Here is a 19,919-nt window from a genome sequence, read left to right as displayed (position 1 = left end):
CCGGTCCCGCAGCCCTACTGGACCAGCAGCAGCGCCCCGTTCTCGACCTGGTATTTCTGCAGCCGCTGCAGGAAGCTCATGCCGATCAGGTTGGTCTGCAGCGCCCGGTCGTCGAGCACCACCGCCTGAATATTGTCGACCGAGATCTTGCCGATCTGCAAGCGGTCGACCGTCACCACGGCGGCCTTGATCGAGCCATTGGCAGTGTTGACCTCGTGGATGAAATCCGACGGGCTGAGCGAGATCCCGACGCGGCGCGCCGTGGACGTGTTGATGGCGACCAGCGTCGCGCCGGTGTCGATCATGCCGTCGACCTGGCGGCCGTTGACCTTGAACGCGGAGCTGAAGTGGCCGCGCGCGTCGGCGTTGACCACCACCTTGCGGCCGAGCGGCAGCGGCGCGGCAGGCTTGTCCGGAACCGCGGCGAGGTTCAGGGCCGGCTGCGGCTCGGTCGCCGGCCTGGAGTCGGCCGCCGGTTTGAACAGCCCATCGAGCATCTGCGGGTTCGACTGATAGACGATCGGGATCGATGCCGATGTTCCGGCAAAGACGCCAAGGAAGAGGAGCTTGCGCAGCATGGGACCGGCCTGTGTGAAGGCCGATCCTTAACCCCGACATGGTGTTTTCGACTTTAACGTCGGCCGAAACCGCGGCTTTGCGTAAACGGGTGGTAAACAGCGGGCCTATTTGGTGCCGTACATGCGGTCGCCGGCGTCGCCAAGGCCGGGCATGATATAGCCCTTGTCGTTCAACTGGCGGTCGATCGAGGCGGTGAAGACGGGCACGTCGGGATGCGCCTGGGTGAAGCGCTCGATGCCCTCGGGCGCTGCCAAGAGGCAGAGGAAGCGGATGTTGGTGGCGCCACGCCCCTTCAGCTTGTCGATCGCCGCGATCGCCGAATTGGCGGTGGCGAGCATCGGATCGACGACGATCACCAGCCGGTCGGCGAGGTCGCTCGGCGCCTTGAAGAAATATTCGACCGCCTCAAGAGTGTCATGGTCGCGGTAGAGCCCAATATGGGCGACGCGCGCCGCCGGCACCAGATCTAGCAGGCCTTCGAGCAGGCCGTTGCCAGCGCGCAGCACCGAGGCGAAGACCAGCTTCTTGCCCTCGAGCGTCGGCGCCTCCATCGTTTCGATGGGCGTCTCGATCTCGGTCGTCGTCAGCTCGAGATTGCGCGTGACCTCATAGCCCAGAAGCAACGAGATCTCGCGCAGCAGCCTGCGGAAGCCGGCGGTCGACGTCTCCTTCTTGCGCATGATGGTCAGCTTGTGCTGGACAAGCGGGTGGTCGACGACAGTGACGCCCTGCATGGTGCTCTCCTGGAATTCCGGCAATCCGAAAGACCCTAGCGACAATGCGGCGGCCAAGGAACCGCTTGGCCGTCACCGATCACAGTTTTTGCCGGAAATTTGCCTGTAAGGCAGTCAGCGCCCGGCGCCGTTCAGCCGGGCGAGAAGCGCTGCTTTCGTCTTGCGGTCGACGAAGGCGGCCTCGATCGCCGTCCTGGTGATGGCGACAAGCGCCTTGTCCTTGATCCCGAAATGCTCGGTGGCGATGTCGTATTCGCGCTTCAGCGAGGTCCAGAAATAGGGCGGATCGTCCGAATTGAGCGTCACCTTGCAGCCCGCCGCCAGCAGCGCCGGGAACGGATGGTCGGCGAAACTGCCGAACACCTTGAGCGCGATGTTGGAGCCCGGGCAGCATTCGAGCACCACGCCTTCCTCGGCGATGCGCCGGACGAGGTCGGGATTCTCGATGGCGCGCACGCCATGGCCGATGCGCGATGGCCGGATGTGGTCGAGCGCGGCCGCCACACTCTCCCAGCCCATCAGTTCGCCGGCGTGGATGGTGATGCCGAGGCCGGCCTCGCGGGCGATCTCGAAGGCGCGGACATAGTCCTCGAAATCGCCGATGCGCTCGTCGCCGGCGACGCCGAAGCCGGTCACCAGCGGGTGGCCGCAGCGGGCGGCGAAGCGCGCCGCCTGCTCGATCGACTCGACGCCGACATGGCGCACGCCGGTGACGATCATGCGGCCCTCGATCCCGGTCTTGGCCTTGGCGCGCGCCATGCCTTCGCCGAGCGCGTCGGTATAGGCCTTGGGCGACAGGCCGGCCTTTTTTGCGTGGTCCGGCGAGGTGAAGACCTCGGAATAGATGGCGCCGTCGCGGGCGAGGCTGGTGAGATAGTGGTCTGCCAGCCGCGCATAGTCCTCCTCGGTGCGGAACAGGTCGGAGGCGAAATCGTAAGCCGCGAGGAAGGAGGTGAAATCATGCCAGACGAAGGCGCCGTCCTTGATGTAGGGCGACGTGTCCTTGCCGTATTTGCGCGCCTGGCTGATGACGAGCTCGGGCGCCGCTGCCCCTTCGATGTGGCAGTGCAGTTCCGCTTTCAGAGGCATACAGTCATCCCGTCAAGTTCGGTCCAGGTCGATAAGCCCACCACCTGGAAGCGCGGCCGAACACCGCGCCTTAAACAATAGCGCCCGCACCAGTGATCGGCTATGGTCCCGCCGGTTTTATGACGGATCAAAATAATGTCAGGTGAGAGAACCACGGCCGCGGGCGGCATGGAAACCTCCTATGGTTTCAAGCGGGTAGGGGCCGGCGACAAGCAGTCCCTGGTCAACGACGTTTTCCACAAGGTCGCCAATCGCTATGACCTGATGAACGACCTGATGTCGGGCGGGCTGCACCGGTTGTGGAAGGACGCCATGGTGACATGGCTCAACCCGCCGAAACGGCCGGGCTGGAAAGTGCTCGACGTTGCCGGCGGCACCGGCGACATCGCCTTCCGCATCATCGAGGCGAGCGATCGCCAGGCGCACGCCACGGTGCTCGACATCAACGGCTCGATGCTCGACGTCGGCCGCGACCGCGCCGAGAAGAAAGGCCTGCGCGAAAACGCCGATTTCGTCGAGGCCAATGCCGAGGAACTGCCCTTCGCCGACAACTCGTTCGACGCCTATACGATTGCCTTCGGCATCCGCAACGTGCCGCGCATCGACGTGGCGCTCACCGAGGCCTTCCGCGTGCTGAAGCGAGGCGGGCGTTTGCTGTGTCTCGAATTTTCCGAGGTCGAGATGCCGTTGCTCGACAAGGCCTACGAAGCCTGGTCGTTCAACGCCATCCCGAAGATCGGCCAGGCGGTCACCGGCGACGGCGAACCCTATTCCTACCTGGTCGAATCGATCCGCAAATTTCCGAACCAGGCGAATTTCGCTTCCATGATCACCCGGGCGGGCTTCGACCGCGTCTCCTTCCGCAACTATTCCGGCGGCATCGCCGCACTGCATTCGGGCTGGAAGCTTTGAGGCAGGAAACCTTGAGGCAGGCCAGACGATGAGCAGCGGCCGATGAGCAGCGTCGGCGCCGCCTTTCGGCTCGCAAGGGCCGGCTGGGTGCTGGTCCGCGAGGGCGTCGTCTCGGCGCTGCCGGGCGAGGAGCTTTCCGGCCTGCCGAAATTCGGCTGGCGCATGGCGCGGCTGTTCACCCGCCGCAGCGCGCTTGCCTACAAGCGCGGCGACCGGCTGGCCAAGGCGGTGGTGCGCCTGGGGCCATCCTACGTCAAGCTCGGCCAGTTCCTGGCGACACGGCCAGACGTCGTCGGCAATGACATGGCGCTCGACCTCGCGCTTCTCCAGGACAAGATGCATACGTTCCCGCAGGCCGAGGCGATCGCCGCCATCGAGGCCTCGCTCGGGCGCAAGATCGGCGATCTCTACGCCAGCTTCGACGGCGCCGTCGCCGCCGCCTCGATCGCCCAGGTGCACAACGCCGAGACGGTGAAGGAAGGGGTTGCTACCCGGGTGGCGGTGAAGGTCATCCGGCCTGGTGTGCGGCGGCGCTTCTTCCACGATCTCGAAAGCTATTTCCTCGCCGCCCGCCTGCAGGAAAAATACATCCCCTCGTCGCGCCGCCTGCGGCCGGTCGAGGTGACCGAGACGCTGGCGCAGACCACAAAGATCGAGATGGATCTCAGGCTCGAGGCGGCGGCGCTGTCCGAGCTCGGCGAGAATACCAAGGACGATCCGGGCTTCCGCGTGCCCTCGGTCGACTGGGAGCGGACCGGCCGCGACGTCTTGACCATGGAGTGGGTCGACGGCGTCAAGATGAACGACATTGCCGGCCTCGTGGAGGCAGGTCACGATCTCAAGGCGATCGCCACCAACCTCATCCAGTCGTTCCTGCGCCATACGCTGCGCGACGGCTTCTTCCATGCCGACATGCATCCGGGCAATCTGTTCGTCGAGGCCGACGGCACCATCGTCGCCGTTGATCTCGGTATTGCCGGCCGGCTCGGCAAGAAGGAGCGCCGCTTCCTCGCCGAGATCCTTTACGGCTTCATCGTGCGCGACTACCAGCGTGTCGCCGAGGTGCATTTCGAGGCCGGTTATGTGCCGCGCCAGCACAATGTCTCGGCCTTCGCGCAAGCGATCCGCGCCATCGGCGAGCCGATCCACGGCCAGCCGGCGGAAACCATCTCGATGGCCAAGCTGTTGACGCTGCTGTTCGAGGTCACCGAACTGTTCGACATGGCGACCCGGCCCGAGCTGATCCTGTTGCAGAAGACCATGGTGGTGGTCGAGGGCGTCGCCCGCACGCTCGATCCGGCCTTCAACATGTGGAAGACATCCGAGCCGGTGGTCGGCGACTGGATCGCCGGCAATCTCGGCCCGCGCGGCCTTCTTGTCGATGCGCGCGACGGCACCAAGGCGCTGCTGGCACTGGCCCGCCAGGCTCCAGATATCGCCGCCCGCACCGAGCGGCTGTCCCGCGAGATCGACCTGATGGCCGAGCACGGGCTGCGCTTCGACGAGGCGACGGCACGCGCCATCGGCAAGGCCGAGGCACGCCATACCCGCTCAGGCCGCGTGGCCCTGTGGGTGATCGCGCTGACGCTGCTCTACATCGTGTGGAAGCTCACCTAGCGGTCTGGTTGCCCTCTCTTGATTGCATTGCTATCATTGCAACCAGAGATGCCAAGCAGAGTGCAATCACATGGCCAGCATCACCATTCGCAATCTTGACGACGAAATCAAGGACCTGCTGCGCCGGCTGGCGGCCGAAAACGACCGCTCGATGGAGGAGCAGGCGCGGGTGATGCTTCGGGCCTCGGTCGAAGGTCAAGTCGGATCCGCCGGCCGCCTCGACCAGATCGAGAAGACGCTGCACGAACTGGCAGGCTCGCGCCAGCCGGCGATGCCCGTTGCCGCCGCATCCGGAAGGGCTGCCCTGCGAGGCAGCCTTTCCGGCAAGCGCATCCTGCTCATCATCGGCGGCGGCATCGCCGCCTACAAGGCGCTCGACCTGATCCGCCGCCTGCGCGAGCGCGGTGCGGCGGTGCGGGTGGTGATGACGGCGGCGGCGCAGGAGTTCGTCACCACGCTTTCGGCCGGCGCGCTTTCGGCCGACCATGTCTTCACCGAACTGTTCGACCGCAATGACGAGCATGATGTCGGCCATATCCGCCTGTCGCGCGAGGCCGACCTGCTGGTGGTGGCGCCGGCCACCGCCGATCTGATGGCGAAGCTTGCCAACGGCCATGCCAATGATCTCGCCTCGACGGTGCTTCTTGCCACCGACAAGAAGGTGCTGATGGCCCCGGCGATGAACCCGAAAATGTGGTCGCATCCGGCGACCCGCCGCAACCGGGCGACCCTGCAAAAAGACGGCGTTGTCTTCGTCGGCCCGGCCAAAGGCGAGATGGCCGAGAGCAACGAGGCGGGCGAGGGCCGCATGGCCGAACCGCTGGAGATAGCAGCCGCGATCGAGGCGCTGCTCGACGAGAGGCCGAAGCCGCTGGCGGGCCGCAGGATCATCGTCACCTCGGGGCCGACGCATGAGCCGATCGACCCGGTGCGCTACATCGCCAACCGCTCGTCCGGCAAGCAGGGTCACGCCATTGCGGCGGCGTTGGCGAAGCTCGGCGCCGATGTACGGCTGGTCTCCGGTCCGGTCACCATCGCCGATCCGGCCGGCGTCATCACTACCCATGTCGAGACCGCAGCCGAGATGAAGGGCGCGGTCGAAAGCCTTTTGCCGGCGGATGCGGCGGTGTTCGTCGCCGCCGTCGCGGACTGGCGCACGGCCAATGCTGCCGGCGAGAAGATCAAGAAGGTGGCCGGCGAGGGGCCGCCTTCGCTGCAGATGGTCGAGAATCCGGACATCCTCGCCGGCGTCGGTCATCACCAGCAGCGGCCGGGGCTGGTCGTCGGCTTCGCCGCCGAGACGCAGGATCTAATCAGCAACGCCGAGGCCAAGCTGAAGAAGAAGGGCGCCGATTTCATCGTCGCCAACGACGTCTCGCATGAAAGCGGCATCGGCCCGTCCGGCGTGATGGGCGGCGACCGCAACAAGGTGCGGATCGTCTCGAAGGCAGGCGTCGAGGAATGGCCTGAGATGGGCAAGGACGAGGTGGCGACACGACTCGCCGCGCTCATTGCCGAGCGGCTGAAGACCATCGTTGTCTGAACGCCCCGCCGCCGAAGACGGCCGGCCCGGGTAATTTCACTCGGCGGCTATGCCTGGAAGGCTCGCGTTGGCGGCTAATCCGGCTTCGATGGACTCCGAAATGATCCTCAGGCCGAGATCCAGTTCCTCCTCGGAGATGGTCAAAGGAGGGGCTATGCGGAAGACGCCGCCCATCCCGGGAAGCTTGACGATGTTCATGCTCAGGCCGCGCCGGAACGCTTCCGCCGCGATTGCGGCGCCCAACTCGTGATTGGGCACCTTGCCGTCCTTGACGATCTCGACCCCGAGCAGCAGGCCGCGACCGCGCACGTCGCCGACACATTCATATCGCTGCTTCAGCCGCGACAGCCCTTCGAACAGTTTCGCTCCGAGGCGCTGGGCCCGGTCGACGAGCTTTTCCTCTTCCACCACATCGAGCACCGCAACGCCGACAGCCGCCGGCAGCGGGTCGGAGACATGCGTGGTATAGAACAGGAAGCCCTTGTCGTGCGCTGCTTCCTCGATTTCAGCCGTCGTCATCACCGCCGATAGGGGAAGCCCGGCGCCGATGGTCTTGGACAGCGTAAGGATGTCAGGGGTGACGCCATCCCTTTGGAAAGCGAACATGTCTCCGGTGCGGCCGATGCCGGTCTGCGCTTCATCGAGGATCAGCAGCATTCCGCGCTCGCGGCATTTCTGCTGGAGCGCCGCCAGATAGCCTTGCGGCAATTCCAGAATGCCGCCGCTCGACAGGATCGGCTCGGCGACAAAGGCCGCCAGGCTCCCCGTCGACTGGCTGTCGATCAGATCGAAGGCATCGTTCAGCTCGGTCAGCCAATCCAATGAACCGTCGGCATTCCTGAAGCGCGGCCGGAAGCTGTTGGGCGCGGGAATTGCAAGAGATCCAACCGCCGCGGGCCCATAGCCCTTGCGGCCGGCGCTGTAGGTCGCCGACGCGGCAGCACCGGTCATCCCGTGCCAACTCTTCGAGAAGGCGACGATCTCGTGCTTGCCGGTCACCAGCTTGGCCATCCGGATGGCTGCTTCGTTGGACTCGGCGCCGGTCGAGAGCAGCAGCACCCTGTCGAGGCCGGGCGCCAGCGCGGCGAGACGTTCGGCAAGCTCGACCACCGGGCGAGACAGCATGCCGCTGAAAAGATGCGCGGCTCTTTCCACCTGGCGGCTGACCGTCGAGACGATCCTGGGGTGAGCATGCCCGAGCAGGGCGCTCATCTGTCCGGAGGTGAAGTCGAGGATGGGCCTGTCGTCGGCATCGTAGACGAAGGAGCCAGCGGCGCGCTCGATGATGGCGGGCTCGAAGCTGCCGCCATAGCGGATCAGGTGCTTGCGCGCCGAATCCCAAAACCCAGGCTCCAAGTTTTTCGACATCTCTCAACTCCAGCAAGCGTTGAGCCAACAATCTAGCGGCTGGCGCGGATGCAGTAAAATTGATAGTTGTCGGATTCTGATATCAATGGATTTGATATGCTCGATCTCAAGCTGCTGGCGACATTCGTGCGCGCGGCGCATTCGGGAACCCTCAGTGCGGTGGCGGTACAGGTCGGACGCACGCAGTCGGCCGTGACAATGCAGGTGCAGCGGCTCGAGGAAGCCCTCGGCCAGAGCCTGTTTCATCGCAGCGGCAGCGGGGTGCGGCTCACCGGCAGCGGCGAGCGCTTCCTGGCCTATGCCGAGCGCATCCTCAAAATCCATGACGAGGCGATCTCGGCGCTGTCCGACAAAGGCCTGCACGGTTCGATTATTTTCGGCAGTCCCGAGGACTATCTGAGCGCGTTCTTTCCCGCGCTGCTGAAGGGCTTCGGAACCATATATCCCGATGTCGAAATCAAGGTGGTTTCGGCGCCCACCGTCGAATTGCGGACGCTTCTCAACGCGCGCCAGATCGACCTGGCGCTTGTCTCCAGTCCGAACGCAAGCGACGCGCATGTGCGCACCGAAGCGCTCGTATGGGTGGGCAGCAAGCCGGCGCTGGACCTCTACGATTTTGGCGACGTCGTGCCGCTGGCGTTGTCGGCGTCGAATGCCGTCGACCACAAGGCGGCTTGCGAGGCCATGGCGCGCGCCGGACTGCGCTACAAAATATCCTATGCCAGCAACAGCCTTGCGGGACTGATCGCCGTTGCGCGGTCGGGCCTGGCAATCAGCGTGATGACCGAGGATGCGGTGCCGTCGGACCTCCATGTTCTGGGCGCGCCGCTTCCTCGCTTGCCCCAGCTTGGCATTCTGGTCGCCTTTGCCGACACCGAGCGATCACCCGCGGTCGAGGCCTTCGCCGATCACATCCGAGCCGTTCTGCCGTCTCTGTGAGAACTTCCGCTCTCCGATTGTCTCCCGAGGTCAGCCCGTCGCTTCCTGTGGATGCGCGGCTGGCATAGCGATCCTGATGGCCGCCAGGCAGCCGAGAATGCCGAGCGGCACGAAAGCGAGGAACAGCCAGCCGGCGACGTTCGCCGCCGCGTCGCGGTTCAGGCCTTCGGAAAAGCCGCTGGCATTGGCGATGATGCCGGCGAGCGCCGCCCCCACCGCATAGCCGATGCGCTGCATGGTCGGCACCGCGGCGGAGGCGATGGTCTGCTCGCCGTCACGGGCCGAGGCGACGATGACGCGGGTGAGGAACGGCCAGGACACACCGAAGCCGCCGCCCTGCAGCAGAGCGCAGAGCAGGATCAACGGAATCGAGCCGCTCGGGATTGCATAGGCAAGCCCGGCGAGGCCGACCGCGATCATCAGGGCGCCGATGACGATGATCAGCCGCTCGCGCTCCAGCGGTGCGTTGGCGACGAGGATCGCGAGAATAGACCAGGCGATCGATTCGGCGGCGATGATGTAGCCGGTGGTCAGGATCGGGATGCCGTGCAGCGTGGTCAAGAGCAGCGGACCGTAGATGGCGAAGGAACAGGTCGCCACCGAGAAGGCGGCCACCATGGTCATGCCGCTGCCGACCGGCGAGCGCCATGAAAACAGCCGCGACGGAAACAGCCGCGAGGGTGGCTTCAGCGCATCGATGCGGAAGAATAGCACGAGGCCGATCAACCCCAGCCCAAGCAGCAGCGAGGAGCGCAGCAGGGCGACATCGACGCCGGCGCTGGCGATCAGCACGACGCTGACGGCAAGGCAGCCGAGCGCTGCATAAGGGAAGGGCGGCGCCGTGCCCTTGTCCACCTGCGGCCTGGTCGCCTGCGGCGTGTCGAGCACGATGAAGCTTGCCAGCGCCATGGCGGTGCCGCCGACGGTGAAGATGCCGAAGGCCCAGCGCCACGACAGAAGCTCGGCCATGATGGCGCCAAGCATCGGGCCGCTGAAGGCGGCAACACCCCAGATCGCCGACATGATGCCGAAAAGCTGCGGCCAAATGTTGCGCGGGAACAGCCGCTCGACCGAGACGAAGGCCAGCGACACCAGCGCACCGCCGCCCAGCCCCTCGACCAGCCGTCCGGCAAGGAAGAGCGGCATTGAGGGTGCGGTGGCGCAGATCAGCGCGCCGGCCGCATAGAGCAAGGCGGCAACCATCATGTTGGTGCGCAGCGCCACATAACTCACCAGCCTTCCGGCGGCAGCACCGGCGACGATGGCGCCAAGCTCGTAGATCGCCAGCGACCAGCCGACCAATTGCACGCCGGCCAGCTCGCCGACCATCGCCGGCATCACCGTCGCCACCATCGTCTCGTTGGTGGCGTGCAACAGAATGCCGAGGCTGATGAAGCAAAAGCGCGCCAGGTCGCCGCTCGCCCACAATGCCCGCCAGTCCACCTTGCCGCCCGCCTTGTTGCCGCTTGCCGCCGTCACGTCGATCTCCTGCTTGCCATTCGCAGCCTCATCCGCAACGCGAAAGGGCGCCAGATCCAGTTCGGCTGAGCTTGTAGAACCTCAAGCGCGGTTGAGCTCAAGAGGCCTTTTCAGGAATGTATGGCGAACGCCGCGACGCTTGAAGACCGGCTTTTGATGAGCTGTCAGTTGGCGGTGCTGCGCAGCTGGAACTGGCTGACGCCGATGGCGATGTTGATGCCGGTCTGCGTCTGCAAGCTGAGAGGCTGCAGCGTGAAGGCCTGTTCGGAGCCGCCGACGAGTAGATTGGCGCCGGCGCCGACCGCCGCCGTCAACTCGGCGCTGGCGCCGACATAGTCGCCGGCAAGGGCGCCCGGCGCATAGATGTTCTTCAGCGGCGTCAGCACCAGCCACTGCATGACACTCTGTTTGGTGGTGCCGATGTCCAGCCCGTATTTGTTGACGGCGCCGAAATAGGCCTCCGGCGCGAAAGTCTTGTCGGCGGGCGTGAAGGTGCAGCTCAGGTCCTTGCTCGAGCCGAAGACAAAGCCGGTGCCGCCGCCGATGGCGCAATCGAGCACGCCAAGCTCGACGCCGCCGCTCTGCGCATCGGCCTGTCCCGCGCAGGCGGTAGCGATCAGAGCAGCGGCAATTATGGTTCTTGGCATGGCGGTCCCCCCAAAAGCATGCGGCGCGAAACAGTAACCTGTTCCGCGCCGCGCGTAAGGGAGCAAATGCGCCTTATTTGAAGGAGTGGATCAGCTCCAGCGAGGTGACCGCCACCGCCAGGTTGACGCCAGTCTGCGCCTGAACGCTGAGCGGCTCGAGCATGAAGGCGCCACCCAGCCCGCCGACCAGGAGATTGGCGCCGCCGCCGGTCACGACACTCGCCTCGGCGTTGACGCCATAATAGCTGCCGGCAAGGTCGCCCTCGTCATGGCTTCGGGTGGCGGCCAGAACCGCCCATGCCAGCTGGCCCTGATGCGTCTGGCCGACATCGATGCCGAGCTTGGAGATCATTCCCGTGTACTGCTCGGCCGGCCCATGATGATACGGGCGGAAGGTGCAGGACACGCCCTTGTTCGAGGTGATGACATAGCCGACGCCGCCGTCGATGGTGCAATCAAGCGTGCCAAGCCGGAGCGTGCCGGCGTTGACGGGGAACGCGAGGACCGTGGTGGCGAGCGCGGCGGCATAGGCAAGTGTCTTGAGCATTGGAAAGGTCCTTTCGCAAATTTGGCCCCGGTTAACGGTCGAGGTGCGTGGAGCGTTCCGCCGAAAACTTGGCGCGAACATGGCAAGGGTTAACGCTTTGCCCTCGCTGTCAGCATGGGTGACAGCGGTTCGTCGTCGGACACGGCCGGCGGATTTTCCAAGCATCTCCGACTGAGGATCGGTTCTTTTGGGCGGAAGGCCTCGTTGGCGACCAGGCCTTCCAGCCATGCGGGATCGACCCTATCGACAGGGCGTCGCGCGGCGCGCCGGCTGTATCAGCTGGCGCTGGCGGTGTTGGTGCGCGACAGGCCGTCCTTGGCCGGCTGGTAGTTCGGATCGAGATGAACCGCCTCGCGGTAGGACTTCGCCGCCCGCGCCTTGTCGCCGCGCCGCTCGTAGATCAGCGCCTGGTTGGCCCAGGCCTCGGCGTTCTTGCCGTCGAGCTTGATGGCCATGTTGAAGTCGGAGAAGGCGTTGTCCTCGTCGCCCGTCGCCAGATAGGAGAGGCCGCGGCCGTTGTAGGGCTCGGCGGCGTCCGGCGCCAGCGAGATGGCGGTCGAGAAATCCTCGATGGCGAATTTGTGCTGACCCTGGCTCTGATAGATCAGGCCGCGATTGTGGTAGGCGCGGGCATCGGTCGTATCGAGCTGGATCGCCTTCTGGAAATCGTTGAAGGCGTCCTGGGTGCGGCCCGCCTTGCGGTAGAGATTGCCGCGGCCGATAAAGGCGGCGTCGTAATTGGCGTTGATCTGGATCGAACGGTTGTAGTCGGCGAGCGCGGCCTCCTGGTTGCCGAGGAAGCGCTGGATGAGCGCGCGGTTCGAATAGGCCTGGTAGAAATTCGGGTTGAGCTGGATGGCGGTGTCGAAGTCCTTCAGCGCCGCCTGGTACTGGCCGCCGCGGCCATAGGCCGAACCGCGCACATTGTAGCCTTCCGGATCCTGCGGATTGCGCTGGATCACCGCCGACAGCGAGGAGATGTTCTCGGTCGAGCCCTGCGCCTTGTCGATGTTGTTGAATTCGCCGGTCGGGGCCGTCTGGCATGCGGCAAGCGCCAGGCCCGAGAGCAGGGCCGCCGTCAGGGCGAAGCCGCGCATTGCGGTTCTGCGCTCCACGGAAATTGAATTCATCTCTGCTTTGTCCTCACTGCCCGCCGCGCCGTCAGGTCCGTTCCCTCTCCGAACCGGGTCAAACTTCATCACAAAGTGTCAGAGCATCCGTTGTGCGTCCAAGCAGGCGCACGTCGCTCTAAACAAAAGGGTGGCGGCGATTCCGCATCGCGCCACCCTTGGGTATCCTTCGAAAAGGACGAAAAATTGGCGGTATCAGCGCGGCGAACGCGCAGCACCCGCAGCGCCAGCCGGAGCCGGACGCGGCGTCATCGGCAGCAGGCCTTCGCGCTGGGCGCGCTTGCGGGCCAGCTTGCGGGCGCGGCGCACGGCTTCCGCCTTTTCGCGGGCGCGCTTCTCGGAAGGCTTCTCGTAGTGACCGCGCATCTTCATTTCGCGGAAAATGCCTTCGCGCTGCATCTTTTTCTTCAGCGCGCGGAGCGCCTGGTCAACATTGTTGTCGCGGACGAGTACCTGCACGTGCAATCCTGTCTTTCGGGTTTGAAATCAACAGGCAAGCGGCCATAGCCACTATGCCTCCGCGGCAGGTTGCACCGCGAATTGTGGCGGCTGATAGCAGAATCAGGCCGTCCTGTCCACTGCCGAATGCAATCGAGCGGCGAAATCGCAACCCGCCGCCGCTCGTCGGGCGTCCGCTACGCGGTCGCCAGGTGCAGGCGGGCGAAATCCTCGAAGAATTCGCCGTAGTCGCAGGTGATCTCCTCGCCCGCCGCGATGTCGCGGGTCGCGGTCGCCCCGCCATACTGAGAGAAGTCCGTGTTCGGCCGCTCGGCATGGTTCATGAAGCGGCCATTGTCGACCTCGTAGACCATGAAGCCCGGCCGGTCGGGGCTGGGGTAGGCGTAGCGGTCGAGCAGTTCCTTCAGATGCGGCGGCGCCGCCTCGTATTTCTCCATCGGGATCAGCCGGTCGAAATCCGGATCGAGGCGCCAGATCGAGGCACCCTTGCGGATCGGCTCGGCGGCGAAAACGCCGACACCTTCGATGGCGCTCTGGGCGACGTAGGTCCTGATCAGCAGCATCTCTTACCGTCCGTTTTCGACGGGAAACGGAATCGTCAAATCGAAGCGAAATGCAAGGCCGCTTCGTGAGATTTTCGGCCGGCGGGCAGTGCTGTGGCCGCCAATCCCTTCACGTCCGGTTGATCGAGACGCCGCCATCGGCAAACAGCGCGGTGCCGGTGGTGAAGCTCGATGCGTCCGAGGCGAGATAAAGCGCCGAGCGGGCGATCTCTTCCGGCTGCGCCACACGCTTCAATGCATGAAGGTTTTCGACGAAGGTTCGCGATTCCGGGGTCTTGAATGTCGCCGCCGGCGTGTCGGTGCCGCCCGGCAATAAAGCGTTGACGCGCAAGCCCTGCGGCCCGTATTCGGCGGCCAGCACCTGCGTCAAACCGATCAACCCGGCCTTGCTTGCCGCATAGCTCGTCATGCCGGGCATGCCGATGGTGTGGCCGACAAAGGTGGAGGTGAAGATCAGTGAGCCGCCGCCGCGCTCGATCATCGCCGGCACCTGGTATTTCGCGCCGAGAAACGCGCTGGTGAGGTTGGTATCGAGCGTCTCGCGCCAGCTATCGAGCGACAGGTCGGAAATCGATCCCATCTGCCCGACGGCGCCGACATTGTTGAAGGCGATGTCGAGGCCACCGAACTTTTCGACCGCGAGGTCGACGAGGGCCTTGGCATAGGCTTCGTCGCGGACGTCGCCCGCAAGCGCGATCGCCGCGCCGTCAGCGTCCCCGATTTCGGCCACCAGCCCCTCGAGCTCGGCCTGGCGGCGGGCGGCGACGATCAGCCTGGCGCCTTCCTCGGCAAACAGCTTTGCGGTGGCGCGGCCGATGCCGGAACTGGCGCCGGTGACGATGGCGACCTTGTCTGTCAGTGCGAGCATCTTCTGAGCATCCTTCTTTCGTGCCGGCCTTGCCAGCGATTGGACGCTTGGTCGCAAATGGCGGCGGTCCGAGCCACCCGAAAGCTGCATTGGGGTTTGTGCCGCGTGGCTTGGTTGCTCGCCCGTGGATGCCACGGCGCAAAACGGCAAGCGCCGTCGCAAACAGCGCAAGGATGGCTGCGCGGTTTCGCTAGTGATACTCCTCGCGTGCCGAGGCGGGGATGCCCGGCCGCAAAATTCCGCGAAAGCTACTGGCGCGAGGCCTGGAACGTGAAGAAATATTCGGTATTCGCCATCGCCCGCGAGGCCATGCGCGGCCACAAGGGCTGGGAAGAGCAATGGTCTTCGCCGGAGCCGAAGAAGGAATACGACGTCATCATCGTCGGCGGCGGCGGCCATGGCCTGGCGACGGCCTACTATCTGGCCACCGTGCACGGCATCACCAATGTCGCGGTGCTGGAGAAGGGCTGGCTCGGCGGCGGCAACACCGGCCGCAACACCACCATCATCCGCTCCAACTATCTCTATGACGAGAGCGCCGGCATCTATGACCATGCGCTGAAGCTGTGGGATGGGCTCTCGCAGGAGCTCAACTACAACGTCATGTACTCGGCGCGCGGCGTCATGATGCTCGCCCACAATGTGCACGACATCCAGGTGCTGAAGCGCCACGTGCACGCCAACCGTCTCAACGGCATCGACAATGAATGGCTGACGCCGGAGCAGGCGAAGGAATTCTGCCCGCCGCTCAACATCTCCAAGGATGCGCGCTACCCCGTCGTGGGAGCGGCGCTGCAGCGGCGCGGCGGCACGGCGCGCCACGACGCCGTCGCCTGGGGCTATGCGCGCGGCGCCTCGGCGCGCGGCGTCCACATCATCCAGAACTGCGAGGTCACCGGCGTCAAGCGTGCGGCCAATGGCGCGGTCACGGGCGTCGACACGACGCGCGGCTTCATCGGCGCCAAGAAAGTCGGCGTGGTCGCCGCCGGCCATTCCTCGGTGATCATGAACATGGCCGGCGTGCGCATGCCGCTGGAGAGCTACCCGCTGCAGGCGCTGGTGTCGGAGCCGGTCAAGCCGGTGGTGCCTTGCGTGATCATGTCGAACACGGTGCACGCCTATATCTCGCAGTCCGACAAGGGCGAACTGGTCATCGGCGCCGGCACCGACCAGTACGTCTCCTATTCGCAGACCGGCGGCCTGCACATATTGCAGCACACGCTCGACGCCATCTGCGAGATGTTCCCGATCTTCACGCGCATGAAGATGCTGCGCTCCTGGGGCGGCATCGTCGACGTCACGCCCGACCGCTCGCCAATCCTGGCCAAGACCCCGGTCAAGGGACTCTATGTCAATTGCGGCTGGGGCACCGGCGGCTTCAAGGCCACACCGGGCTCGGGCCACGTCTTTGCCCACACCATCGCCAAGGACGATCCGCACCCGATCAACGCGCCCTTCACCATCGAGCGCTTCCGCACCGGCCGCCTGATCGACGAGGCGGCAGCGGCGGCGGTGGCGCATTGATGGCTGCCGAAAGGCTTTGCGACCAACCGGCCACTGGCCACGGCGAATTGTAGGAACCAACAGATGCTTCTCATCCGCTGCCCCTATTGCGAGGAAGAGCGCCCGGAACTCGAGTTCCGCAACGCCGGCGAGGCGCATATCGCGCGCTCGACCAACATTGCCGGCGAGAGCGACGACGATTTCGAGAAGTTCTTCTTCATCCGCTCGAACCCCAAGGGCGTGATCTATGAGCGCTGGCGCCACATGCATGGCTGCGCGCGCTTCTTCAACGCCGTGCGCGACACCGTCACCGACAAGTTCATCATGACCTACAAGGCCGGCGAGCCGAAGCCTGCGAAGCTGCCGGGAGCCTCGAAATGAGCATCTCTTTCCGCATTTCCGGCGCCGGCCGCCTCAAGCAGGCGAAGACCGCCCGCTTCAGCTTCGACGGCCAGGCCTATACCGGCGTCGAGGGCGACACGCTGGCCTCGGCGCTGCTCGCCAACGGCGTCCACCTCGTCGGCCGTTCGTTCAAGTACCATCGGCCGCGCGGCTTCCTGTCGGCCGGCGCGGAGGAGCCCAACGCGCTGGTGCAGATCGTGCGCGACGACGCGCGCAAGACGCCGAATGTGCGGGCGACCGTGCAGGAGCTCTATGACGGGCTCACCGCCAACTCGCAGAACCGCTGGCCGTCGCTCGCCTTCGACGTCGGCGCGGTCAACGACATCGCCTCGCCGCTGTTCTCGGCCGGCTTCTACTACAAGACCTTCATGTGGCCGAAGGCGGCCTGGAAGAGCCTCTACGAGCCGAAGATCCGCGCCGCGGCAGGCCTCGGCGTGTCGCCGGACAAGCCGGATCCCGACCATTACGGCGCGCGCTACGCCCATTGCGAGGTGCTGGTGCTGGGCGGCGGCGCTGCCGGCATCGCCGCGGCGCTCGCCGCGGCCGAGACCGGCGTCAGGGTGATCCTCGCCGACGAGCAGGCCGAATTCGGCGGCAGCCTGCGCTTCGAGGCCGGCGCCCGGATCGACGGCGAGGACGGCTTCGCCTGGGCGCAAGCTGCCATCGCCAGGCTCAAGGCAATGGACAACGTCCGGCTGCTGACGCGCACGACTGCTTTCGGCTATTACGCGCAGAATTTCGTCGGCCTGGTCGAGCGGGTCAGCGACCATTTGCAGAACCCCGGCCGCGAACTGGCGCGCGAGCGCCTCTGGCAAGTCCGCGCCAGCCGAGTCGTGCTGGCGACCGGCGCCATCGAACGGCACATGGTGTTCGCCGACAATGACCGTCCTGGCGTCATGCTGGCCTCGGCCGCGCGCACCTATCTCAACCATTACGGCGTCGCTGTCGGCAGGAATGTCGGCGTCTACACGGCAAACGATTCCGCCTACGCGGCGGCGATCGACCTGAAGAAGGCCGGCGTCAACATCGCGGCAATCGTCGACCTGCGCGACAACCCGACCGGACCGGTGATCGACGAGGCGAGAGGACTCGGCATCGAGATCAATTTCGGCCGCGCTGTTGTTCGCGCCGGCGGCAAGCTGCGCGTGTCGTCGATGACGGTGCAGCCGAAGAATGGCGGCGGCGAGCGCACCATCCCGGTCGACGCGATCCTGATGTCGGCCGGCTGGACGCCGTCGGTGCATCTGTTCTCGCAGTCGCGCGGCAAGGTCGCGTTCAACGAGGAGACGCGGCGCTTCGTGCCGGGAACCTATGCGCAGGACTGCGTTTCGGTCGGCGCCTGCAACGGCACGGATGGCCTCGACGCGACGGTCGACGAGGCCTATGCGGCGGGCGCCAAGGCGGCGAAAGAGGCCGGCGGCAAGGCAGGCAAAGGCGCCAAGCCGAAGGTCGATGCCAGCGAGAGCTGGTCGCGCGGCATGCTGGGCGCCGCGCCCGGCGCCGGACAGGGCACGACGGTCAAGGCCTTCGTCGATTTCCAGAACGACGTCACCGCCAAAGACATCCGCCAGGCGGTGCATGAAGGCATGCACTCGATCGAGCATGTCAAGCGCTTCACCACCAACGGCATGGCGACCGACCAGGGCAAGACGTCCAACATGCACGGTCTGGCGATCGCCGCCGAGACGCTCGGCAAGCCGATCCCGCAGGTCGGGCTCACCACCTTCCGCGCGCCCTATACGCCAGTGACCTTCGGATCGATCGTCGGCCATGCGCGCGGCGCGCTGTTCGACCCGACGCGGCGGACGGCGATCCATCCCTGGGCCGCGGCGCAAGGGGCGGTGTTCGAGGATGTCGGCCAGTGGAAGCGCGCCTGGTATTTCCCCCGGGGAGCCGAGGACATGCACGCAGCCGTGGACCGCGAATGCGTGACGGTGCGCAAGACGGCCGGCCTGTTCGACGCCTCGACGCTGGGCAAGATCGAGGTGGTCGGGCCGGACGCGGCCAAGTTCATGGAGCTGCTCTACACCAATCCGTGGGAGAAGCTCGAGCCCGGCCGCTGCCGCTATGGCATCATGCTGCGCGAGGACGGCTTCATCTATGATGACGGCGTCGTCGGCAGGCTGGCGCCGGATCGCTTCCATGTGACGACGACGACGGGCGGCGCGCCGCGCGTCATGCACCACATGGAGGACTATCTCCAGACCGAGTTCCCGCATCTCAATGTCTGGCTGACCTCGATCACCGAGCAGTGGGCGGTCATCGCGGTGCAAGGGCCGAAGTCGCGCGACATTATCGCGCCGCTGGTCGAAGGCATCGACATGTCGGACGAGGCGCTGCCGCATATGTCGGTGCGCGAAGGCAAGATCTGCGGCGTGCCGACGCGGCTGTTCCGCATGTCGTTCACCGGCGAGCGCGGCTTCGAGGTCAACGTGCCGGCCGACTACGGCCAGGCCGTCTGGGGGGCGCTGTGGGCCGAAGGCCAGAAACATGGCGCCTGCGCCTACGGCACCGAGTCCATGCACGTGCTGCGCGCCGAGAAGGGCTACATCATCGTCGGCCAGGATACCGACGGCACGGTGACGCCGAACGATGCAGCCCTCGACTGGGCGGTCGGCAAGAAGAAGACCGACTTCGTCGGCATCCGTGGCCTGATGCGGCCGGACCTTGTCGCCAAGGGCCGCAAGCAGCTCGTCGGCCTCAAGACCAAGGATCCGAAGGTGGTGCTGGAAGAGGGCGCGCAAATCGTCGAGGATCCTGGCCAAGCGATCCCGATGAAGATGATCGGCCACGTCACCTCAAGTTACTGGTCGGAGAATTGCGGCCGTTCGATTGCGCTGGCGCTGGTCGCCGGCGGACGCGACCGCATGGGCAAGACGCTCTATGTGCCGATGCCGAACGGGACGATCGAGGTGGAAGTCACCGGCATGGTGTTCTTCGACGAGAAGGGGGAGCGCCTCAATGGCTAAGGCTGCCGCAAAGACAACCGCTGCGGGCTCGTCGGCCGAGCGCCGCCCGGCGCTGGCCGGGCGCACGACAGAGGCGAAGGGCGTCACGCTCGCCGTGCTGGCGCCGGCCGAACGCATTTCGCTGCGCGCGCCGGAGGCTTCGCTGACCGCGCTTTCGAAGGCGCTCGGCGTGAGCTTGCCGACAAAGCCGAAGACCTCGGCGGCCAAGGCCGGGCGCACGGCGCTCTGGCTCGGACCGGACGAATGGCTGGTGATCGACGAGGCGGGCAAGGATCCGCTCGCCGACTGCGCCAAGGTGACGGCGCTGCATTCGGCGGTTGGCATCTCGCACCGCAACGTCGCGTTTTCCGTCACCGGCCCGGCGGCCGCCGTGACCGTCAACTCCGGCTGCCCGCAGGATCTCTCTCTTGACGCGTTCCCGGTCGGGGGGGCTTCGCGCACCATCCTCGGCAAGGCCGAGATCGTGCTGCTGCGCACGGCGGCGGATGCCTTCCGGGTCGAATGCTGGCGTTCGTTCTCGGACTATGTCTTTACTCTGCTGTCGGATGCGGCGAGCGACGCGGCGAACTGA

Annotated in this window: 19 protein-coding genes; 8 read left to right on the top strand and 11 right to left on the bottom strand. The window is 65.6% G+C overall.

Features of this window, described 5'->3' with window-relative positions; all coding sequences use genetic code 11:
- Window positions 1-14 precede the first annotated feature (14 nt).
- The 3 genes from PU724_RS03220 to PU724_RS03210 form a co-directional block, all read right to left on the bottom strand.
- Window positions 15-578: a TIGR02281 family clan AA aspartic protease gene (locus tag PU724_RS03220; protein WP_292168975.1), complete on the bottom strand. Its 564-nt coding sequence runs from the start codon at window positions 576-578 to the stop codon at window positions 15-17.
- A 105-nt stretch (window positions 579-683) separates the two neighbouring features.
- Window positions 684-1,313 carry a uracil phosphoribosyltransferase gene (upp, locus tag PU724_RS03215; protein ID WP_354419636.1) on the bottom strand — a complete coding sequence of 210 codons (630 nt, stop codon included), beginning with the start codon at window positions 1,311-1,313 and terminating at the stop codon, window positions 684-686.
- Window positions 1,314-1,427: 114 nt separating this feature from the next.
- Window positions 1,428-2,402, bottom strand: a complete 975-nt coding sequence (locus PU724_RS03210) for an adenosine deaminase (protein ID WP_354419634.1) — start codon at window positions 2,400-2,402, stop codon at window positions 1,428-1,430.
- A gap of 135 nt (window positions 2,403-2,537) precedes the next feature.
- Here PU724_RS03210 and ubiE point away from each other — a divergent pair, with 135 nt between their 5' ends.
- The 3 genes from ubiE to coaBC all read left to right on the top strand — a co-directional run bounded on the left by ubiE (window position 2,538) and on the right by coaBC (window position 6,474).
- Entirely contained in the window at window positions 2,538-3,314 is a 777-nt protein-coding gene (ubiE, locus tag PU724_RS03205; protein ID WP_320253962.1) for a bifunctional demethylmenaquinone methyltransferase/2-methoxy-6-polyprenyl-1,4-benzoquinol methylase UbiE, read from the top strand.
- A gap of 42 nt (window positions 3,315-3,356) precedes the next feature.
- Window positions 3,357-4,931, top strand: a complete 1,575-nt coding sequence (ubiB, locus tag PU724_RS03200; RefSeq protein ID WP_354419633.1) for a 2-polyprenylphenol 6-hydroxylase — start codon at window positions 3,357-3,359, stop codon at window positions 4,929-4,931.
- A 70-nt stretch (window positions 4,932-5,001) separates the two neighbouring features.
- Window positions 5,002-6,474 (top strand): bifunctional phosphopantothenoylcysteine decarboxylase/phosphopantothenate--cysteine ligase CoaBC, encoded by a 1,473-nt coding sequence (coaBC, locus tag PU724_RS03195; RefSeq protein ID WP_210212278.1) that lies wholly within the window; start codon window positions 5,002-5,004, stop codon window positions 6,472-6,474.
- 36 nt (window positions 6,475-6,510) lie between these two features.
- On the opposite strand, the gene PU724_RS03190 is transcribed toward coaBC, so the two are convergent.
- A complete protein-coding gene (locus PU724_RS03190; protein WP_354419632.1) occupies window positions 6,511-7,842 on the bottom strand; it encodes an aspartate aminotransferase family protein in 1,332 nt (443 codons plus the stop codon).
- A 96-nt stretch (window positions 7,843-7,938) separates the two neighbouring features.
- Here PU724_RS03190 and PU724_RS03185 point away from each other — a divergent pair, with 96 nt between their 5' ends.
- Window positions 7,939-8,781, top strand: a complete 843-nt coding sequence (locus PU724_RS03185; RefSeq protein WP_127308938.1) for a LysR family transcriptional regulator — start codon at window positions 7,939-7,941, stop codon at window positions 8,779-8,781.
- A gap of 30 nt (window positions 8,782-8,811) precedes the next feature.
- On the opposite strand, the gene PU724_RS03180 is transcribed toward PU724_RS03185, so the two are convergent.
- From PU724_RS03180 to PU724_RS03150, 7 genes are all read right to left on the bottom strand, one after another.
- Complete coding sequence (locus tag PU724_RS03180; protein ID WP_354419629.1) at window positions 8,812-10,260, bottom strand: MFS transporter; 1,449 nt, start codon at window positions 10,258-10,260, stop codon at window positions 8,812-8,814.
- 164 nt (window positions 10,261-10,424) lie between these two features.
- Window positions 10,425-10,907, bottom strand: a complete 483-nt coding sequence (locus PU724_RS03175; protein ID WP_127393779.1) for a DUF992 domain-containing protein — start codon at window positions 10,905-10,907, stop codon at window positions 10,425-10,427.
- A gap of 73 nt (window positions 10,908-10,980) precedes the next feature.
- The gene (locus PU724_RS03170; protein WP_354419627.1) at window positions 10,981-11,454 is read right to left on the bottom strand and encodes a DUF992 domain-containing protein; all 474 of its coding nucleotides are present in this window, start codon (window positions 11,452-11,454) and stop codon (window positions 10,981-10,983) included.
- Between the two features lie 275 nt (window positions 11,455-11,729).
- Complete coding sequence (locus tag PU724_RS03165) at window positions 11,730-12,584, bottom strand: tetratricopeptide repeat protein (protein WP_127287196.1); 855 nt, start codon at window positions 12,582-12,584, stop codon at window positions 11,730-11,732.
- A 195-nt stretch (window positions 12,585-12,779) separates the two neighbouring features.
- On the bottom strand, window positions 12,780-13,043 hold the full coding sequence (gene rpsU / locus PU724_RS03160; RefSeq protein ID WP_126058367.1) for a 30S ribosomal protein S21: 264 nt from the start codon (window positions 13,041-13,043) through the stop codon (window positions 12,780-12,782).
- A 176-nt stretch (window positions 13,044-13,219) separates the two neighbouring features.
- On the bottom strand, window positions 13,220-13,606 hold the full coding sequence (locus PU724_RS03155) for an SET domain-containing protein (protein ID WP_127308941.1): 387 nt from the start codon (window positions 13,604-13,606) through the stop codon (window positions 13,220-13,222).
- 109 nt (window positions 13,607-13,715) lie between these two features.
- Window positions 13,716-14,474, bottom strand: coding sequence for an SDR family oxidoreductase (locus tag PU724_RS03150; protein WP_354419623.1), 759 nt, complete (start codon window positions 14,472-14,474; stop codon window positions 13,716-13,718).
- Between the two features lie 270 nt (window positions 14,475-14,744).
- On the opposite strand from PU724_RS03150, the gene PU724_RS03145 reads away from it, so the two are divergent.
- From PU724_RS03145 to PU724_RS03130, 4 genes are all read left to right on the top strand, one after another.
- Window positions 14,745-15,998, top strand: a complete 1,254-nt coding sequence (locus tag PU724_RS03145; protein WP_354420152.1) for a sarcosine oxidase subunit beta — start codon at window positions 14,745-14,747, stop codon at window positions 15,996-15,998.
- Window positions 15,999-16,061: 63 nt separating this feature from the next.
- Window positions 16,062-16,358, top strand: a complete 297-nt coding sequence (locus PU724_RS03140) for a sarcosine oxidase subunit delta (protein WP_127286935.1) — start codon at window positions 16,062-16,064, stop codon at window positions 16,356-16,358.
- Complete coding sequence (locus tag PU724_RS03135; RefSeq protein ID WP_354419621.1) at window positions 16,355-19,348, top strand: sarcosine oxidase subunit alpha; 2,994 nt, start codon at window positions 16,355-16,357, stop codon at window positions 19,346-19,348. Before PU724_RS03140 ends, PU724_RS03135 begins: the two co-directional genes overlap by 4 nt.
- On the top strand, window positions 19,341-19,919 hold the full coding sequence (locus PU724_RS03130) for a sarcosine oxidase subunit gamma (protein WP_354419619.1): 579 nt from the start codon (window positions 19,341-19,343) through the stop codon (window positions 19,917-19,919). The genes PU724_RS03135 and PU724_RS03130 overlap by 8 nt, the downstream gene beginning before the upstream one ends.

This window comes from Mesorhizobium abyssinicae (assembly GCF_049887195.1).
GTDB classification, from domain to species: Bacteria; Pseudomonadota; Alphaproteobacteria; order Rhizobiales; family Rhizobiaceae; genus Mesorhizobium; species Mesorhizobium abyssinicae.
The sequence above is the reverse complement of the archived record's forward strand: the minus strand, read 5'-3'. Positions and strand labels throughout refer to the sequence as shown.

What these genes read in the sequence shown, in the direction of transcription:
- PU724_RS03210 (WP_354419634.1), bottom strand. Translation starts at nt 2,402, where the DNA reads ATGCCTCTGAAAGCGGAACTGCACTGCCACATCGAAGGGGCAGCGGCG.
- PU724_RS03130 (WP_354419619.1), top strand. Translation starts at nt 19,341, where the DNA reads ATGGCTAAGGCTGCCGCAAAGACAACCGCTGCGGGCTCGTCGGCCGAG.
- PU724_RS03165 (WP_127287196.1), bottom strand. Translation starts at nt 12,584, where the DNA reads ATGAATTCAATTTCCGTGGAGCGCAGAACCGCAATGCGCGGCTTCGCC.
- ubiE (WP_320253962.1), top strand. Translation starts at nt 2,538, where the DNA reads ATGTCAGGTGAGAGAACCACGGCCGCGGGCGGCATGGAAACCTCCTAT.
- coaBC (WP_210212278.1), top strand. Translation starts at nt 5,002, where the DNA reads ATGGCCAGCATCACCATTCGCAATCTTGACGACGAAATCAAGGACCTG.
- PU724_RS03150 (WP_354419623.1), bottom strand. Translation starts at nt 14,474, where the DNA reads ATGCTCGCACTGACAGACAAGGTCGCCATCGTCACCGGCGCCAGTTCC.
- PU724_RS03140 (WP_127286935.1), top strand. Translation starts at nt 16,062, where the DNA reads ATGCTTCTCATCCGCTGCCCCTATTGCGAGGAAGAGCGCCCGGAACTC.
- ubiB (WP_354419633.1), top strand. Translation starts at nt 3,357, where the DNA reads ATGAGCAGCGTCGGCGCCGCCTTTCGGCTCGCAAGGGCCGGCTGGGTG.
- PU724_RS03185 (WP_127308938.1), top strand. Translation starts at nt 7,939, where the DNA reads ATGCTCGATCTCAAGCTGCTGGCGACATTCGTGCGCGCGGCGCATTCG.
- PU724_RS03170 (WP_354419627.1), bottom strand. Translation starts at nt 11,454, where the DNA reads ATGCTCAAGACACTTGCCTATGCCGCCGCGCTCGCCACCACGGTCCTC.
- PU724_RS03190 (WP_354419632.1), bottom strand. Translation starts at nt 7,842, where the DNA reads ATGTCGAAAAACTTGGAGCCTGGGTTTTGGGATTCGGCGCGCAAGCAC.
- PU724_RS03155 (WP_127308941.1), bottom strand. Translation starts at nt 13,606, where the DNA reads ATGCTGCTGATCAGGACCTACGTCGCCCAGAGCGCCATCGAAGGTGTC.
- PU724_RS03220 (WP_292168975.1), bottom strand. Translation starts at nt 578, where the DNA reads ATGCTGCGCAAGCTCCTCTTCCTTGGCGTCTTTGCCGGAACATCGGCA.
- PU724_RS03135 (WP_354419621.1), top strand. Translation starts at nt 16,355, where the DNA reads ATGAGCATCTCTTTCCGCATTTCCGGCGCCGGCCGCCTCAAGCAGGCG.
- PU724_RS03175 (WP_127393779.1), bottom strand. Translation starts at nt 10,907, where the DNA reads ATGCCAAGAACCATAATTGCCGCTGCTCTGATCGCTACCGCCTGCGCG.
- upp (WP_354419636.1), bottom strand. Translation starts at nt 1,313, where the DNA reads ATGCAGGGCGTCACTGTCGTCGACCACCCGCTTGTCCAGCACAAGCTG.